A 16,708-nucleotide genomic window follows, 5' to 3' on the forward strand; every position below is an offset into this window, starting at 1 on the left:
GCGGCCCCGCGACGAATTGCCATATAAAAGCGAAGGGCCCCTTGCGGGGCCCCTCCAGGCGCGTGAATGCTCATTCCGCGACGGCAAAGACGACCTTGTCGTTCTTAAAACGGCTGACCGTGATGAGCTCGATCGTGGCCGTCGTGCGGTCCTCGCTGAGGGTCAGTTTGTAGTGCTCATCCTTGATGTAGGACCCGGGCACGACGTTCACTTTCCCGATCTTCTTCAGGCCCAGGTCGGCGGCCCGGATGGTGATGGTCTTGCCGGAACGGAGGTCGAGGCTCTGCGTGAACACCTCGTCGCGCCAGTTCTTGCCCGCGCGGTCCTTGGCGAAGACGGGGATCTCGATGACGCCTTCGGTCTTGAGGGCGTCGCGCTTCCCGACCACGTAGTGCAGCGAGTTCAGCTTGGCGAGCTGGCCGGCGTTGTCGGTCTGGAGCTTGGTGCGCTCTTCGATGAGGTTGGCCCGCTCGGTGCGGAGGCCGGCGATCTCCTCCTCGATCTCCCGCTTGCGGTTCTCCAGCACGCCGATGTCCTCCTGCAGCTTCTCGTTCTGGGCCACGGCCTCGTCCCGCTCGCCTTCGACCTTCTCGCGTTCCTGGCGGACCAGGTCATTGGGGGTGATCTTTGCGCGGCCCTGGGAGACCCACGTGCCGTAGGAACCGTTGGCGTAGAAGTGGTAGACCTCGAAGCCGGGCGCCAGCTTGTCCATGATGGCGACGCGGCTCACCAGCTTGCGGGCTTCGGCTTCGGCCACGCCCTTCTTCCGCAGGAAGCGGATGGCCATCCCGTAGTGGCTGTCATTGGGCCGGGCGACGTCGGGCTTGGGAAGGTCGGCCTTGAGCTTGTTCAGGCGGGCGTTGACCTCCTGGATCTCCTTGTCCTTGTCCAGCACCTCCTGGAGGAGGGCCTGGTAGGAGCTGTTCTTCTCATTCTTGATGCGCTCCTCCAGCGCCTTCTTCTGCTCGTCGGTGAGCTGGAGCGTCTCGGCGTTGGGACGGATGTCGTTCACCCCCGCCTGGGCCAGCTTCTTCTGCTGGTCGGCGCCGGCCTGGTTGAGCTGCTGCCCGGCCTTGTCGGCTTCGGCGGCCTTCTCGGTCAGCTCGCGGATCTGCGGGTCCTCCCGCTTGCAGGCGGTGGAGACCGTCAGGAGGGAAGAGGCCGTCAGGGCCAACGCGAGGGCCAGCGGCGAAGTCGGACGGCGGAAAAAACTCATGGGTTCCTCCATGGTGGACGTCGGGAATGTCGCTTCGGGGAACAGGGAACTCCCCACCTTAGACCTCAGGCTAAGGCAGGACAAGGATCTGCGCGTCATCCGAAAGGTGTAGGAGCGGCGATCCCCGCGATATACTCACCGTTCCCTCCGGACGGGACGTCCTGGCGGGAGGCTGAGGAGTCCTGCATGGCCACCCAGGGGCGTCACCTGTTCACTTCCGAGAGCGTCACTGAAGGCCACCCGGACAAGATGGCGGACCAGATCTCCGACGCGGTCCTCGACGCGGCCCTCAAGGACGATCCCCGCAGCCGCGTGGCCTGCGAGACCCTCCTGACCACGGGCCTGGTGCTGGTGGCGGGCGAGATCACCACCGAGACCTACATCCCCGTGGCCTCGCTGGTCCGGGAGGTGGTGAAGGACATCGGCTACGACCACCACATCAAGGGCTTCGACTACAACACCTGCGCGGTGATGGTGACCATCGACCAGCAGAGCCCCGACATCGCCATGGGCGTGGACACCGGCGGCGCCGGCGACCAGGGCCTGATGTTCGGCTACGCCTGCCGCGAGACGCCGGAACTGATGCCCGCGCCGGTCCACTTCAGCCACCTGCTCACCCGCAAGCTCGCCGGCGTCCGCAAGAGCGGCCAGCTTCCCTGGCTGCGCCCCGACGGCAAGTCCCAGGTGACGGTGGAATTCGAGGGCGACCAGGTGCGGCGCATCCACACGGTGGTCATCTCCACCCAGCACGACGAGCACCTCACCCAGAACGCCATCCGCGACGCCGTGCTCGAAGAGGTCATCAAGGCGGCGCTGCCCGCGGAGCTGCTGGACGACCGCACGGTCTACCATGTGAATCCCACCGGCCGGTTCGTGGTGGGCGGTCCCATGGGCGACACGGGTCTGACGGGCCGCAAGATCATCGTCGACACCTACGGTGGCAGCGGCCACCACGGCGGCGGCGCCTTCTCCGGCAAGGATCCCAGCAAGGTGGACCGCAGCGCCGCCTACATGGGCCGCTACATCGCCAAGAACATCGTGGCCGCGGGCCTCGCTGACCGCTGCGAGATCCAGCTGGCCTACGCGATCGGGGTGGCCGAGCCCGTCTCCATCGCCGTGGACACCTTCGGCACCGGCCAGGTTTCCGACGAGGCCATCGTCCGCGCGGTCCGCGAGGTGTTCAGCTGCACGCCCAAGGCCATGATCGAGGCTCTGGACCTGCGCCGGCCCATCTACCGCGCCACCGCCGCCTACGGCCACTTCGGCCGGCCCGAGTTCAGCTGGGAGAACACGGACAAAGTGGACGCCCTGCGCGCCGGAGCGAAGTAGGCTTCATTCCGCTTTGCATTCCAAAAGATAAAGGATCACCACCAAGGCGCCAAGGACACCAAGAACCGCATCCGCCGTGGATGGAGCTTTTCTTGGTGCCTTGGTGGTGAAAAGAGAATCTTGGATCTTGAGCGCACCTGGGTATAAGGCGCGAGCTACTTCTCCGCCACTTCCACCCGGTTCCGTCCGCCCTGTTTGGCGCGGTAGAGGGCTTCGTCGGCGTGCTTGAGAAGTTCCTCGGCGTCGGGCATCTCCCCTTGGCCGTCGCGGGCGGCGAGGCCCATGCTGGCGGTCTTGCGGATGGTGATCCCGTCGACGGTGTGCTCCATCTCGGCGAACTTCTCCCGCAGGTTCTCGGCGACCTGGAGGGCCGCGGGAATGTCGGTGTGCGGCAGGACCAGGGTCAACTCCTCCCCGCCGTAGCGGGCGGCGAGGTCCGTCGCCCGCAGGCTGGCCTTCAGCATGGCGCCGATGTTCCGCAGTACCTCGTCCCCCATGGCGTGGCCGTGGGTGTCGTTCACCTGCTTGAAGTGGTCGATGTCGATCATCACCACGGTGAGCGGGGTCTTGTAGCGCCGGGCCCGCTGGACCTCCTCCTCGAGGCGCGCCATCAGGCGGCGGCGGTTGGCCAGCCCCGTGAGCGCGTCGGTGACGGACAGGGCCTCCAGCTGGGCGTTCTTCTCCCGCAGCTCGTCCTGGAGCAGCTTCAGCTTGGTGTGGATCCGGACCCGGGCCAGCAGCTCCTTCTCGTGGAAGGGCTTGGTGACGTAGTCGGAGGCGCCGCGCTCCAGGATCTCCGCCTTGCGGTCCAGGTCGTCCTCGGCGGTGAGGATGATCACCGGAATCTGCGCCAGCTCCTTGCGGCTGGCCTTGAGCCCCAGGAACTTCAGCCCGTCGAAGCCGGGCATCACGAGGTCGCACAGGACGAGGTCCGGGGGCGTCTCCATGATCGTCTTGAACGCGGTCAGCCCGTCCGCGGCTTCCATGAAGTGGGTGAAGCCGCCGTCCTTCATGAGGACCGCCTTGATCTCGCTCCGGATCATGGTGTTGTCGTCGACGATGAGGATGCGGCCCGCCATTACGCCTCCTCGGCGGCGGTCCGGAGGCGCATGAGCCACTCGTCCCAGGCGTGGGCGTCGAAGGGACGCACCGGACGCGAAAGCTGGCGCCGGAGGGTCCGGGAAGCGGCGAGGGGCGGCTCCCACAATTCCGGGGGCAGGGTTTCCGCCGCGGCGGCGCAGGCGGCGGCCCCTTCCGGCGTCTGGCACACCAGCAGCCACTGGTGGCCGGCTTCCAGGGAGAGGCGCACCCGCTCCTCCCAGGTCCAGTCCGCGCAGCCGCCCATCTCCAGGTCGTCCGGGAGGAAGCGGCCCTGGACGCCCCAGGGGTTCTCGCCCACGGAGCCCCGATGGAAGCTCGCGGGGAAATCGCCGGAAGCCGGCGTCCGGAGATGGGCCACCATCACCAGCCGGTCGGGATGGGCCAGAGGGACGAACGCCGAGGCATTGCGGTCCACCAGGTCCGCGTCCGCCAGAGCGGGGAGTCCCACGTGGCTGTCCAGGGTGGTGCCGCCGAGGCCGGGGAAGTGCTTGAGGCACCCGCGCACGCCGGTGGATTCGAGGCCGTGGAGGAAGGCTCCCGCCGCCGCGGCGGCCTCCGCGGGATCAGGACCCGCGGCCCGGTCCCCGATGCCGGCGTCCGGATGGCCGTCCCACAGGTCGACCACGGGCGCGAAGTCCACGTTGAAGCCGAGCAGACTCAGCCCTTCGCCCCACAGGCGGCCCCAGGCGGAGCAGGCCTCGGCCCCGCCGCGGGTCCACAGCCGGCGCAGCGGTGGGGTGGGGCCGGTCCAGGGGCGCAGCCGGCTGACCGGTCCCCCTTCCTGGTCGAGGGCCACGGCCAGGGGCAGGTCGATTCCCAAGCGGTGCTGGAGGCCGTCGATCAGGGCGCGACAGCGGGCCGGCCCCTTCTCGGGATCCGGATCCAGGTTCCGGGCGAACAGCACGATGCCGCCCGGCTCGAAGGGAAGGTCGACCTCCCCGGCGTCAAAGCCTCGGAAGCCGGTCCAGAGGAGACCGTGAGCCTGGTGCATTCCCTACCTTACCCGGAGGGCGAGCTCCAGGTGGCGGGTGAGGAGGAGGAAGCCCGGATCGGCCTCGCTGAAGGTGGAGCGGTCGCCGAAGCCCAGGTAGAGCCAGCCGGCGTCGCCCAGCGGGACGAAGCGCGCCTCGGGGTAGCCCAGTTCCGGCGCCCGCAGGGGCCCCGGGTAGGGGATGTCGAGGGAGGCGGGAAGGGGGCGGGGGCCCCGGCGGACGACGGCCCGGAGGCCGTCCCCATCCCGCCGATAGCACCCCAGGCCATCGGGGGACCAGCGGGTGGCGAGGCGGTCGAGCAGGGACTCCAGAAGGGCCTCCTGCCCCGGGGCGTCGAGGTTCTGGAGGGTCAGGTCGCAGAGGGCCAGGGCCTCCCGGTGGGCCTCCTGGAGATCCCGGGTGCGGTCGAGGATCCGGGTCTCCAGCTCCGTCTGGTAGGCGTGGACCTTCCGCAGCAGGCGGGCGTGATCCAGCGCGCGGTCCAGCACGACCTCCACTTCCGAGGCCCGGAAGGGCTTCTGGATGAGGTCGTAGGCGCCGCGCTTCAGGGCCTCGATGCTGGTGTCCAGGGTGGCGTGGGCCGTGATCAGGATGGAGAGGGTCTCGGGATGGCGCTGCTTGACGGCGGCGATGAGATCCAGCCCCGTCATGCCGCCGGGCATCTGGAAATCCGTGAGCACGACGGGAAACGGATTCGCGCCCATCCGCGTCAGGGCCTCCTGTCCGCTGGCCGCGCTCTCCACGGTGTAGCCCCGCATCCGCAGCACTTCCGTGAGGGAATCCCGGACGTCGCGCTCGTCGTCGACGAGGAGGATGGGCTCGGAGATCACGGCGCGGCCCGCATAGAGACGAGGGTGCGCTCGAAGATCCGGGCGTCGATGAAGATCCGCAGGACTTCGGAATCCAGCAGGTTCACCTTGGCTTCCTGCTCCAGGATCTCCAGGCTGCGCTCCACGCTGACCGCGGCCTTGTAGGGGCGGTCCGCGGCGGTGAGCGCGTCGTAGACGTCCGCGACGGCCATCAGCTTGCTCTGGACGGGGATGTCCGGCTCCTTGAGCTGCCGGGGGTAGCCCTTCCCGTTCAGCCGCTCGTGGTGGGCCCAGGCGATCTCCGGCACGCCGGCCAGCTCGCTCGTCCACGGGATCTGGCGGAGGAAGCGGTAGGTGTGGGTGACGTGGCTCTGGATCTCCTCCCGCTCCTGCGCCGACAGGCTGCCCTTGGGGATCCGCAGCAGGTCCAGGTCGCCGGGCGCGATGAGGGGTCGCCGCTCGCCGGACCAGTGCTGGTAGGTGAGCCGGTCGAGCTGGTCGAGCCCCTGGGCCACTTCCTGGGGCAGGACGGAGGGTTCGTTGCTGCGGGTGACCAGTTCCACCAGGCGGCGGGTCTCCTCGTCCTGCTCGCGCAACAGCGCGGCGGCCTGGTCCGAATCCAGGCTTCCGCCGCGGCTCCAGGCCTCCAGCAGCCGATCGCGCATGGATTCCAGCGTCCGCTGGTGGAGCCGCTGGAAGATGCTCTCCAGGCGCTCCCCCTCGATCTTCTTGGCCTTCACCAGCACCTGCTCGCGGACGCCCACCTTGCCGAAATCGTGGAGGAGGCTGGCGTAGCGGATCTCCCGGACCTGGGTGGGGGTGAAGTGGAGCGCGCCGTAGGGGCCGTTGGGCGTCTGGTTGACGGCTTCCGCCAGTCCGACGGTGAGGTCCGCCACCCGGCTGGAATGGCCGGAGGTGCTGGGGTCGCGGGCTTCGATCGCGGTCACGGACGCGTTCACGAAGCCCTCGAACAGCCGCTCGATGTCGTTCTTCAATCCCAGGATCTCCTGGGTGCGGGCCGCCACCATCCGCTCCAGGTTCTCCTGGTATTCCTCGTTCTCCCGCAGCAGCCGGTAGTGCTCCAGGGCCCGCTCCAGCCCGGCTTCGATCTCCGCCAGCTTGAAGGGCTTCTGGATGAAGTCGTAGGCGCCGCGCTTGAGGGCTTGGATGGCGGATTCCGTCGTCGCATAGCCCGTCATCAGGATCCCGAGGCTGCGCGAGTCCTCCTCGTGGATGGCCCGCAGCAGCTCGAGCCCGGACAGCCCGCCGGGCATGTTCAGGTCCGTGAAGATCACGGGGAAGTGCTGCTTCCGGACCTTGGCCAGGGCCTGCGCCCCGCCGTCCGCCCCTTCGGCGGCGTAGCCCTGGTCTTCCAGGGCCTCCACCAGCAGGTTCCGCAGGTCCGCTTCGTCGTCGACGATCAGGATGGGGATGGGAGAAGGGAGGGGCACGCGAACTCCAGCGTCCCCGACATCATCGGACGGGAAGCTCCGGATGGAAAGTTTCGATCCTTCTCCCGCAGACTGCCCGGGTTTCCACCCCCCCCCTCAGTCAGTCTACTGGACGGCCTCCACTTCCACATCCAGTTGGCCGTCCCGGACCTTGAGACGGGCCAGGCCGCCGGGCTGGAGCTGGCCCTGGAGGACCAGACGGGAGAGGGGGTTCACGACGGCCTGCTGGATGAGGCGCTTGAGGGGCCGGGCTCCATATTGGGGGTCGAAGCCCTCCGCCGCCAGCCAGTCCAGGGCCGGTTCCGGCACTTCCAGTTCCAGCCGCTGGGCCTGGAGCAGGAGTTCCACCCGCTTGAGCTGGATGCGGGCCACGGCCTTCATGTCCGCCGCGGTCAGGGACCGGAAGATCACCACTTCGTCCAGGCGGTTGAGGAACTCGGGCCGGAAATGGCCGTGAAGCGCCATTTGGACGGCGGCCTCGGCCTTGGCCGGATCGCCCCCCGCCGCGAAGATGGCCTGGCTGCCCAGGTTGGTGGTCATCAGGACCACGGTGTTCCGGAAGTCCACGGTCCGGCCCTGGCCGTCCGTGAGGCGGCCGTCCTCCAGCACCTGGAGGAACAGGTCGAAGGTCCGCGGATGGGCCTTCTCCATCTCGTCCAGGAGGATCACGGCGTAGGGCCGGCGGCGGATGGCCTCCGTGAGGCGGCCGCCCTCCTCGTAGCCCACGTAGCCGGGCGCCGCGCCGATCAGCCGGGTGGCGTCCGCTTCGTGGGTGAACTCGCTCATGTCGATCCGGACCAGGGCGTTGTCGTCGTCGAACAGGAACTCGGCCAGGGCTCGCGCCACTTCCGTCTTGCCCACGCCCGTGGGCCCCAGGAACAGGAAGCTGCCGATGGGGCGCTTGGGATCGCCCAGCCCCGCGCGGTTGCGGCGGAGGGCGTCGGCGATGGCCACCAGGGCGGCGTCCTGGCCCACCACTCGGCCGCGCAGGCGCTCCTCCATGTGGAGCAGCTTTTCCACCTCGCCTTCGAGGATGCGGCTGACCGGGATGCCGGTCCACCGGCTGACGATGGCCGCCACATCCTGCTCGCCCACCTCCAGCCGCAGCATCCCGCTGTCGTGCGGGGACACCGCCGCCAGCTGCTTCTCGATGGCGGGAATCTCGCCGTACTCCAGGCGGGAGGCCCGCTCGTACTCGCCCTTGGTCTTGGCCTGGTCCAGTTCGATTCGCAGGTCGTCCAGCTTCTTCTGGAGGGTGCGGGCCCCTTCGATCACCTTCTTCTCGTTCTCCCACTGGGCGCGGAGGCGGCCCAGCTCCTCGTTCAGCTCCGCCAGCTCCTGGTCCAGGTCGGCCAGCCGGGCGCGGCTGGCGGCGTCCTTCTCCTTGGTGAGGGAATGGCGCTCCAGCTGGAGCTGCATCTCCCGGCGCTCCCGGACGTCGATCTCCGTGGGCCGGCTGTCGATCTGCATGCGGATCGCGCTGGCGGCCTCGTCCATGAGGTCCACGGCCTTGTCGGGCAGGAAGCGGTCGGCGATGTAGCGGTGGCTGAGCTGGGCGGCGGCCACCAGCGCCGCGTCCTGGATGCGCACCCCGTGGTGCAGTTCGTAGCGCTCCTTCAGGCCGCGGAGGATGGAGATGGCGTCCTCCACGTCCGGCTCCTCCACGAAGACGGGCTGGAAGCGGCGCTCCAGGGCCGCGTCCTTCTCGATGTGCTTGCGGTACTCGTCCAGGGTGGTGGCGCCGATGCAGCGCAGCTCGCCGCGGGCCAGGGCCGGCTTCAGCAGGTTGGCGGCGTCCATTCCGCCCGACACGGCGCCCGCCCCCACCAGGAGGTGCAGCTCGTCGATGAACAGGACGATTTCCCCGTCGGCCTTCTCCACTTCCTCGATGACGCCCTTCAGCCGCTCCTCGAACTGGCCCCGATATTGGGTTCCTGCCACGAGGGAACCCATGTCCAGGCCCATGACCCGCAGCCCCTTCAGGCTCTCGGGCACGTCGCGCTTGTGGATGCGCTGGGCCAGGCCCTCCACGATGGCGGTCTTGCCCACGCCCGGCTCCCCGATGAGCACGGGGTTGTTCTTGGTGCGCCGGGACAGCACCTGGAGGACGCGGCGAATCTCCTCGTCCCGGCCGATGACCGGATCGAGCTTCCCGGCCTCCGCGAGGGCGGTGTAGTCCTTGGCGTACTTCTCCAGGCTGGCGAACTTCTCCTCCGCCTTCTCGTCCTCCACCCGGGAACCCTTCCGCAGGTCCCGGATGGCGGTTTCCAGGGCCTTGCGGTCCAGCCCGAAGCGCTCCAGCACCTTCTTGGCGTCCGTGTGGGCGTTGGCGAGGGCCAGCAGGAGGGCGTCCGTCGCCAGGAAACGGTCGCCCAGGCCCCGGGCGGTATCGCTGGCCACCTCCAGGAAATGGCGGAACGCGGAGCCCACCTGGGGCTCGGCTCCGCCCACGGCGCGCGGGAGCTTGGCCACGATCTCCTCGGCGGCGTCGCTCAGTCCCTGGATGGTTTCGGGGGCCAGCCCGGCCCGCTCCAGGAGGGGCCGCAGGCCCGCCTCGGAGGCCGTCAGCGCGCCCAGCAGGTGCTGGGGCACCAGTTCCGGATGCTGATCCTGGGCCGCCCGCTGACGGGCCGCCACCAGGACATCGTTGGCTTTCTGGGTGAAGGGAAGGAGGGACATGAACCACCTCGATCTTCAGGATGAATCAAATATGATGTGAATGCACTAAAATTTTATTATAAATTTGAATCCATCTGATTTTTCAAGCCGTGCCTTCGCTGCCGCCCGCCAGCATAAAGGAGAGAGCGATTCCTGAAAACCTTCCTGCATGAAAATGGCCCTCCCCGGACATCGGGGAGGGCCATCGGAAAGAGTCGGATTACCAGATCTTGATGCGGTCTTCCGGCTTCAGGTAGAGGGCCTGCCCCGGCTTCACGGAGAAGGTGTCGTACCAGGCGTCCAGGTTGCGCACCACGTTGGGACGCAGGAACCCGGGGGTGTGCTCGTTGGTGGTGAGCTGCTGCAGCAGGGAGGCGTCCCGGTATTTCTGGCGCCACACCTGGGCGAAGCCCAGGAAGAAGCGCTGGTCGCCGGTGAACCCGTCGATGACCGGAGCGGGCTTGCCGTTCAGGGACTTGTGGTAGGCGTCGAAGGAGACGCACAGTCCCGCCAGGTCGGCCATGTTCTCGCCCAGGGTCAGCTCGCCGTTCACGTGGGTGCCGGGCAGGGGCTCGTAGGCGGCGTACTGCTTCACCACCTTGTCCGTGAGGGCGGTGAACCGCTTGACGTCCTCGGGCGTCCACCAGTCGGACAACTTGCCGTCCTTGTCGAACTTCCGGCCCTGGTCGTCGAAGTGGTGGCTGATCTCGTGGCCGATCACCAGGCCGATGCCGCCGTAGTTGATGGCGGTGTCGGCGTGGGCATCGAAGAACGGCGGCTGGAGGATCGCCGCGGGGAACACGATCTCGTTCCAGAAGGGGTTGGCGTAGGCGTTGACGGTCATGGGCGTCATGCCCCATTCCGTCCGGTCGATGGGCTTGCCGATCTTGTCCAGCTCGCGCTGGAAGGCGAATTCAGCGGCGCGGAAGGCGTTGCCCAGGGCGTCGCCGCGGCGCACTTCCAGCCGGGAGTAGTCCCGCCACGTGGCCGGGTAGCCGATCTTGGGGGTGAACTTCGCCAGCTTGGCCCGGGCCTCGGCCTTGGTCTTGGGGTCCATCCAGGTCAGGCGGGACAGCCGCTCATCCATGGCCGCGATGATGTTCTTCACCAGCAGGTCGGCCTCGCGCTTGGCTTCCGGGGGGAAGTACTTCGCCACGTACAGCTTGCCGACCGCCTCGCCCAGGGCCGCGGTGGTGGTGTCCACGCCCCGCTTCCAGCGCGGCTGGATCTCCGGCTGGCCGGAGACGACCTTGCCGCTGAAGGCGAAGTCCTCGTCGACGAAGGCCTTGGGCAGGTAGGGCGAGGCGGCCTTGAGGACGTGGAAGGTGAGGTAGTCCTTCCAGATGTCGAGGGGCTCCTCCGCGATCAGCTTGGCGGTGCCCGCGATGGCGCTGGGATGGAGGATCACCAGCTCCTTCTCGTTCTGAACCCCGATGGCGGTGAGGAGGGAGGTCCAGTCCAGGCCGGGATAGGTGGTGTCGATGGCGGCGCGCTTGATGGGGTTGTACAGCTTCTCGATCTGGCGCTCTTCAACCTTGCTCCAGTGGATCCCGGCCAGCTTGGTCTCCAGGGCGAGGATCTTCTGGGCGCGGGCCTCGGCCCCCTCCACCCCGGCCAGGCGCAGCATGGCGGCGATGTGGGCGACGTACTTCCCGCGGATCTCCGCGAACTTGGGGTTCTTGGTGTCGAGGTAGTAGTCCCGGTCGGGCAGGCCCAGCCCGCCCTGGCCCACATAGACGGCGTAGATGTCGGGGTTCTTCAGGTCCTGCTGGGGGCCGGCGCCCACGGGGAGGGTCACCCCCAGGCGCGACGCCTGCCCGAAGGCCTGCGCGAGCTGGCGGCGGTCGGCGATGGCGGAGATGAGCCGGAGGTGTGGCTTCAGCGGCGCCAGGCCCTTGGCCTCGATGGCGGCCTCGTCCAGGAAGCTGCCGTAGAAGTCGCCCACCTTCTGGGCCTCGGAGCCGGGCTTCACGTCCTTGGCGGCGGCGGCCGTCTCGATGATGGTGCGGGTGCGCTCCTGGCTGAGGTCCCGGAGCTTGGTGAACATCCCGTAGTTGGAGCGGTCGGCGGGGATGACCAGGTTGGTCAGGTAGGTGCCGCTGGCGTAGCGCCCGAAGTCCTCGCCGGGGGCCACGGTGCGGTCCATCCCGGCCACGTCGAACCCGAAGGTGCCGTAGGCGGGCTGGACGGCGGCGGCCTTTCCGGCCGCCGGGGCGGGAGCGGGTTTGGCGGCCTGGGCCGCGGCGGGCAGGGCGCACGCCAGCGCCCCCGCCGCGAGAATGGCGAATTGCCTGTGTCTGAGCATGGGAACTCCTCGGTGGATCCCTGGTTCACGCGGGATCGGCCTGCCCAGGTTATTCCCCTTATTCGCCCGCGGCGGTGACGCGGGCTACAGTGCCGTCCGCGGCTGGACCGCCGCCTGGGCCAGAAGGAGGCCCGTCAGCAGGGCGATCGCCACGAACAGGGCCTGGAAGGCTGTGTCCAATCCCATCACCAGCTGCTTCTGGATGATGAATTCCAGGCCCTTGAGCCCCAGGCCCCCGGGCACCAGCACCATCAGCCCCGGCAGGAGGGTCACGATGGACGGCCGGCGCCGGAAGCGGGTGTAGATGTTGCTGCCCAGGCCCAGGGCGAAGGCCCCGAGCCCCACCCCGAACTGGGGCCCCAGGAGGACGGCGCCCTGCCGCGCCCCGTAGAAGGCCAGGACGCAGGCGGCGAAGATGGCCGGCAGGTCCCGGGGCCGGGCCTTGAAGATCACCACCAGGGCCGCGGCCGCCACCAGCAGCACGGGCGGGGCGGTCCAGGCGGGCAGCGGAAGGGGCGTCCCCTGGAGGGCGCGGTCCACCAGGGGCCCGGCCAGCCGCTGGCCCAGGGCCACCCCGAAGCCCAGGGAGAGGAAGGTCATGGCCGTGTCCACCAGCCGGGCCGTGCCCGCCACCAGGTTGCCCGTGGCCAGCTCGTTCATGGACACCACCAGGCGCAGCCCCGGCACCAGGACGATCAGCCCCGCCACCGTCAGGACCTGGGGCGAGACGTGGGGAAAGCGCCAGGCCGCGGCCACGGCGAGGAAGCCCACCAGGACGCCCGCCACCGGGTGGACCAGCCGGGCCAGCCCCGCCCGGCGCCCCAGGAGCGTGACCGTCAGCCCCACCCCGGCGCCCAGCAGGGCGGTGAGGGCCATCTCCCGCCAGCCGCCCCCGAAGAACATGGCCGCCGGCGCCGAGCCCAGCCCGAAGCACAGGACCGTCAGGAGGGCGCCCCAGCGGTCCGGCGCGGACAGGATGGCGCGGACGCGGTCCCGGGCCTCGGGGGCGTCCATGCGGCCGTCGATGAGGGCGTCCGTCATCTCCTGCAGGTCGGACAGTTTTTCCAGGTTCGTCTCGCCCGCGGGACTGCGCTGGATGAACGTCCAGTGGTGTTCGCCCTGGCCGAGGGACGCGAAGAACGCCGTGGGCAGGCCGAAGAACTGGCCGTCCAGCCCCAGCCGGGCGCAGACCCGCGACAGGGCATCCTCGAACCGGTGGGCGGGGATTCCATAGGCCTGGAAGGCCCGGCCCAGCTCCAGGCAGAAGGCCACCTCCGGGGGAGGGGCGGAGGTCGAAGGAGAAGGCGGTTCGGGAAGGCTCACTCGGCCACCTCCTCCGCCAGGGCCAGGCTGGCCGTGAGGCCCGGCGATTCGATTCCGAACAGGTTCACGAAGCCCGAAAGGCCGTGGACGTCCTCCCGCTGGATGGTGAAATCCGGCATGGGCTCGCCGGGGCCGTGCAGCTTGGGACGGATCCCCGCGTAGGCCGGCTGGAGGGCGCCGTCCCGCAGCCCCGGCCAATACTTCCGCACCTCCGCGTAGAACCCGTCCGCGCGGCGGGGGTCCACGCCGTAGTCCTCGCGGTCGATCCATTCCACGTCGGGCCCGAACCGCGCCTGGCCCGCCAGGTCCAAGGTGAGGTGGACGCCCAGGGCGCCCTGGGAAGGGATGGGGTAGACCAGATGGGAGAAGGGCGCCCTTCCGGAGAGGGAGAAGTAATTGCCCTTGGAGAGATGCCGGGGCGGCACCGCGCCGGGGCGGATGCCCTCGAAGCCCGCGGCGACGGCCTGGGCGCCGAGGCCCGCGCAGTTGAACACCCGTTCCGCCCGGAGGGCCATGGGCTCCGCGCCGCCGACCTCGACGACGAGGCCGCCGCGTTCGCGCCGCCCGCCGGTGACGGGACTCTTGAGGACCACCGCCGCGCCGCGGCTCTCCGCGTCGCTCCGCAGGGCGCGCATCAGGCCGTGGCTGTCCACGATGCCCGTGCCCGGCGACAGGAGGGCGGCGACGGCGTTCAGTTCGGGCTCCATCTGCTGGATTTCTTCGTGGTCCAGCCACCGGAGGTCGTCGACGCCGTTGGCTTCCGCGCGGGCGCGGATCTCCCGCAGGGCGCCGATCTGCCCTTCGTCCGTCGCGACGATCAGCTTGCCGCAGCGGCGGTGATCCACGCCCCGCGCTTCGCAGTAGGTATAGAGGGCGCGGTTTCCGGCGACGCAGGTCCGGGCCTTTCGCGAACCGGCCGGATAGTAGATGCCCGCATGGATCACTTCGCTGTTGCGGGAGCTGATGCCGGTGCCGATGCGATCCTCCGCTTCGAGGACCACCACCTCGCGGCCCCGCAGGGCGAGGGTCCGCGCGAGGGCGAGGCCGACCACGCCCGCCCCGACGACCACATCCTCCGTGCGTTCCATGCCTACCCCTTGTCTAAAAACAAAATTGAGAATTAATTCTCACATCCGGCATCCAAGAACTCGATACGGCCTCGTGGATGTGTAAGCGCCGGCAATAGGTTGCCGACGCAGGGGTCACTTTCGGGAGTCATTCGTACCATGCGGACCAATCTTCCCATCACCCAGCACGAGCACCACATCCAGGAGGGGGCGTTCGTCGTCTCCAAGACGGATCTGGCGGGGGTGATCACCTACGTGAACGAGGAATTCCTCCGCATCAGCGGGTTCCAAGAACGCGAGTTGATCGGCGCTCCCCAGAACATCGTCCGCCACCCCGACATGCCCGCCGCGGCCTTCACCGACCTGTGGAAGACGGTGAAAGATGGAAAACATTGGCACGGGATGGTGAAGAACCGTTGCAAGAACGGCGACTTCTACTGGGTGGACGCGGCGGTGTCGCCCATCATCGACGGCGGCCGGCCCGTGGGCTACGTCTCCATCCGCAGCCGGCCGACCCGCGCCCAGATCGAGCAGGCAGAGCACACCTACCGGCTGCTGAACCAGGGGATGTCCCTCGAATCCACCTATCACCAGCCCTACATCCCCCTTTCCGGCCTCGACTTCCGCCAGCGGATCTTCGCCTCTTTCGGTGCCGCCACGGGCGTGCTCCTGCTGGGGGGCATCCTGGGGTGGGCCGTCGGAGGCGCGCTGTGGGCCTTCGGCTTGGCCGCGCTCCTGGGCCTTCCCGTCGCCTTCGGCGCGGGCCTGCTGCTGGTCCGCGCCCAGGAGGTGCAGTTCGGCGGCGATCCGGGCCAGGCCATGGCCGTCATCCGCGCCATGGCGGAGGGCGACCTGTCCACCAGCATCACCACCCGCCATGGGGACGTGCAGAGCCTGCTGGCCCATACCCGGGCTCTCCAGCAGCGGGTGAAGAGCATGGTGAACCGCATGCGCTTCGAGGCCACCGAAGTGGCGTCCGGCGCCCAGAGCCTGTCGGCCACCACCCTCCAGATGGCGGGGGCGACGGAGGAGATCGCGCGGAGCACCGAAGGCCAGCGCACCACGTCCGAGAACCTGGCCTCGGCCATCACCGAACTCTCTGCTTCCGTCAGCGAGGTCGCTTCCAACGTCCGCCTGGGACAGAGCCAGGCGAAGGAGGCGGTGCAGGCCGCGGTCGAAGGCGACCGGGCGGGCGAGGCGGCCATGGCGGCCATGTCCGACGTGGAAGCGGCGACCTCCAAAGTGGTGGCCGCGGTCCAGGTGATCCAGGAGATCGCCGGCCAGACCAACCTCCTCAGCCTGAACGCCGCCATCGAAGCGGCCCACGCGGGCCAGGTGGGCAAGGGCTTCGCCGTGGTGGCCGAGGAAGTCCGCAAGCTGGCGGAGCGTTCCGCCGCCGCAGCGGAGGAGATCGGCCAGCTCATCGACGCCTCCAACCGCGCCGTCCAGAGCGGGCGCGCCACCGTGCAGGAGGCGGTGAATTCCCTCGACCAGATCCGCACGCGGATCGGCACGCTCCAGTCGCTGACCCTGGAGATCGCCGGCGCCACCGAAGAGCAGGCCCGCACCAGCGCCGAAGTGGCGGACCAGGTGGAGCACGGCGCGCAGGTGGCCATCAAGAATGCCGCCTCGACCCTCCAGCTCTCCGTCACCGTGGAGGCCTCCTCCCGCACCACCCACGACCAGGCCCGCATCGCCAACGGCCTGCTGGATCTGGTGGATCAGTTCAAGGTCTAAGGCGTCACGCCTGAGAAAGGCCTTTCACCACCAAGACACCAAGGCACCAAGAAAAGCGAAAAGCGGTTCTTGGTGCCTTGGTGGTGAGTTTTTATCTTTTCCCCTCGACCCCCGAGGGCCGACCCTGGTTGCGACTCGGCCGAGAACCTGATCGAGCGGTCGGCCGCGGCGGGGTGAATGTGGGAAGATCGAGGATTCGGGTGCTTCTTCTTCCGAGAGGGACCGGGGAAAAGATGGCTGAAAGCGGAGGGAAGCGGAGTGGGGGAGTGCAGCGGAGAGCTGGAGTGGGAAGCCCTGACGGAGACGATCCTGGGGTGCGCCATCAAGGTTCAACGTAGCCTGGGGCCCGGCCTGCTGGAAAGCGCCTACGAGACCTGCCTCGCCTATGAACTGGAGCAGGCCGGGCTGGACGTCCACCGGCAGGTGCCGCTCGACATCACCTATGGGGAGATCCTGGTCCCCGCGGCGTATCGGCTCGATCTGCTGGTGGAGAATCGGGTCGTCCTGGAACTGAAGACGGTCGACCGGCTCACGGATTTCCATGAGGCGCAGCTTCTGACTTACCTGCGGTTTTCGGGCAAGCGGATCGGGCTCCTTCTGAACTTCTGGCGCTGGCCCATGAAGGACGGCGGCATCAAGCGCCTCCTGAATCCCAAGGCCCCTCCGCTTGCCTCCGGCCTTCCGCTGCCCTCCGCTTTCTGAACTTCCGATCCGCGAGCC

Annotated in this window: 12 protein-coding genes; 3 read left to right on the top strand and 9 right to left on the bottom strand. The window is 68.7% G+C overall.

All coding sequences use genetic code 11. The annotated features are described in order from the left end of the window. Nucleotides 1–70 precede the first annotated feature (70 nt). Entirely contained in the window at nt 71–1,216 is a 1,146-nt protein-coding gene (locus RAH39_RS02945) for a coiled-coil domain-containing protein (RefSeq protein ID WP_306591309.1), read from the bottom strand. A 186-nt stretch (nt 1,217–1,402) separates the two neighbouring features. Between RAH39_RS02945 and metK the strand changes: the two genes are divergently transcribed. Then, on the top strand, nt 1,403–2,545 hold the full coding sequence (gene metK / locus RAH39_RS02950; RefSeq protein WP_306591310.1) for a methionine adenosyltransferase: 1,143 nt from the start codon (nt 1,403–1,405) through the stop codon (nt 2,543–2,545). 155 nt (nt 2,546–2,700) lie between these two features. Here the strand turns inward: metK and RAH39_RS02955 are convergent, their stop codons facing one another. The 8 genes from RAH39_RS02955 to RAH39_RS02990 all read right to left on the bottom strand — a co-directional run bounded on the left by RAH39_RS02955 (nt 2,701) and on the right by RAH39_RS02990 (nt 14,272). Then, on the bottom strand, nt 2,701–3,624 hold the full coding sequence (locus tag RAH39_RS02955; RefSeq protein WP_306591311.1) for a diguanylate cyclase: 924 nt from the start codon (nt 3,622–3,624) through the stop codon (nt 2,701–2,703). Then, nucleotides 3,624–4,637: a glycoside hydrolase family 3 N-terminal domain-containing protein gene (locus tag RAH39_RS02960; RefSeq protein WP_306591312.1), complete on the bottom strand. Its 1,014-nt coding sequence runs from the start codon at nt 4,635–4,637 to the stop codon at nt 3,624–3,626. Before RAH39_RS02960 ends, RAH39_RS02955 begins: the two co-directional genes overlap by 1 nt. A gap of 3 nt (nt 4,638–4,640) precedes the next feature. Further along, nucleotides 4,641–5,468, bottom strand: coding sequence for a response regulator (locus tag RAH39_RS02965; RefSeq protein WP_306591313.1), 828 nt, complete (start codon nt 5,466–5,468; stop codon nt 4,641–4,643). Beyond that, nucleotides 5,465–6,898: an HD domain-containing phosphohydrolase gene (locus RAH39_RS02970; RefSeq protein WP_306591314.1), complete on the bottom strand. Its 1,434-nt coding sequence runs from the start codon at nt 6,896–6,898 to the stop codon at nt 5,465–5,467. Before RAH39_RS02970 ends, RAH39_RS02965 begins: the two co-directional genes overlap by 4 nt. Nucleotides 6,899–7,003: 105 nt before the next feature. Beyond that, nucleotides 7,004–9,577 (bottom strand): ATP-dependent Clp protease ATP-binding subunit, encoded by a 2,574-nt coding sequence (locus RAH39_RS02975; protein WP_306591315.1) that lies wholly within the window; start codon nt 9,575–9,577, stop codon nt 7,004–7,006. A 199-nt stretch (nt 9,578–9,776) separates the two neighbouring features. Then, the gene (locus tag RAH39_RS02980) at nt 9,777–11,861 is read right to left on the bottom strand and encodes a M13 family metallopeptidase (RefSeq protein WP_306591316.1); all 2,085 of its coding nucleotides are present in this window, start codon (nt 11,859–11,861) and stop codon (nt 9,777–9,779) included. An 84-nt stretch (nt 11,862–11,945) separates the two neighbouring features. Beyond that, nucleotides 11,946–13,184 carry a threonine/serine exporter family protein gene (locus RAH39_RS02985; protein ID WP_306591317.1) on the bottom strand — a complete coding sequence of 413 codons (1,239 nt, stop codon included), beginning with the start codon at nt 13,182–13,184 and terminating at the stop codon, nt 11,946–11,948. Then, on the bottom strand, nt 13,181–14,272 hold the full coding sequence (locus tag RAH39_RS02990) for an NAD(P)/FAD-dependent oxidoreductase (protein ID WP_306591318.1): 1,092 nt from the start codon (nt 14,270–14,272) through the stop codon (nt 13,181–13,183). The genes RAH39_RS02985 and RAH39_RS02990 overlap by 4 nt, the downstream gene beginning before the upstream one ends. A 138-nt stretch (nt 14,273–14,410) precedes the next feature. Here RAH39_RS02990 and RAH39_RS02995 point away from each other — a divergent pair, with 138 nt between their 5' ends. Further along, nucleotides 14,411–15,988 (top strand): methyl-accepting chemotaxis protein, encoded by a 1,578-nt coding sequence (locus tag RAH39_RS02995; protein ID WP_306591319.1) that lies wholly within the window; start codon nt 14,411–14,413, stop codon nt 15,986–15,988. A 258-nt stretch (nt 15,989–16,246) separates the two neighbouring features. Beyond that, on the top strand, nt 16,247–16,690 hold the full coding sequence (locus tag RAH39_RS03000) for a GxxExxY protein (protein ID WP_306591320.1): 444 nt from the start codon (nt 16,247–16,249) through the stop codon (nt 16,688–16,690). Nucleotides 16,691–16,708 lie beyond the last annotated feature (18 nt).

It is taken from the genome of Geothrix sp. 21YS21S-4 (assembly GCF_030845995.1).
GTDB lineage: Bacteria > Acidobacteriota > Holophagae > Holophagales > Holophagaceae > Geothrix.

Excerpts from the sequence above, each read along its gene's own strand:
- metK (WP_306591310.1), top strand. The coding sequence starts at position 1,403 with ATGGCCACCCAGGGGCGTCACCTGTTCACTTCCGAGAGCGTCACTGAA.
- RAH39_RS02945 (WP_306591309.1), bottom strand. The coding sequence starts at position 1,216 with ATGAGTTTTTTCCGCCGTCCGACTTCGCCGCTGGCCCTCGCGTTGGCC.
- RAH39_RS02975 (WP_306591315.1), bottom strand. The coding sequence starts at position 9,577 with ATGTCCCTCCTTCCCTTCACCCAGAAAGCCAACGATGTCCTGGTGGCG.
- RAH39_RS02955 (WP_306591311.1), bottom strand. The coding sequence starts at position 3,624 with ATGGCGGGCCGCATCCTCATCGTCGACGACAACACCATGATCCGGAGC.
- RAH39_RS02980 (WP_306591316.1), bottom strand. The coding sequence starts at position 11,861 with ATGCTCAGACACAGGCAATTCGCCATTCTCGCGGCGGGGGCGCTGGCG.
- RAH39_RS02995 (WP_306591319.1), top strand. The coding sequence starts at position 14,411 with ATGCGGACCAATCTTCCCATCACCCAGCACGAGCACCACATCCAGGAG.
- RAH39_RS02960 (WP_306591312.1), bottom strand. The coding sequence starts at position 4,637 with ATGCACCAGGCTCACGGTCTCCTCTGGACCGGCTTCCGAGGCTTTGAC.
- RAH39_RS02990 (WP_306591318.1), bottom strand. The coding sequence starts at position 14,272 with ATGGAACGCACGGAGGATGTGGTCGTCGGGGCGGGCGTGGTCGGCCTC.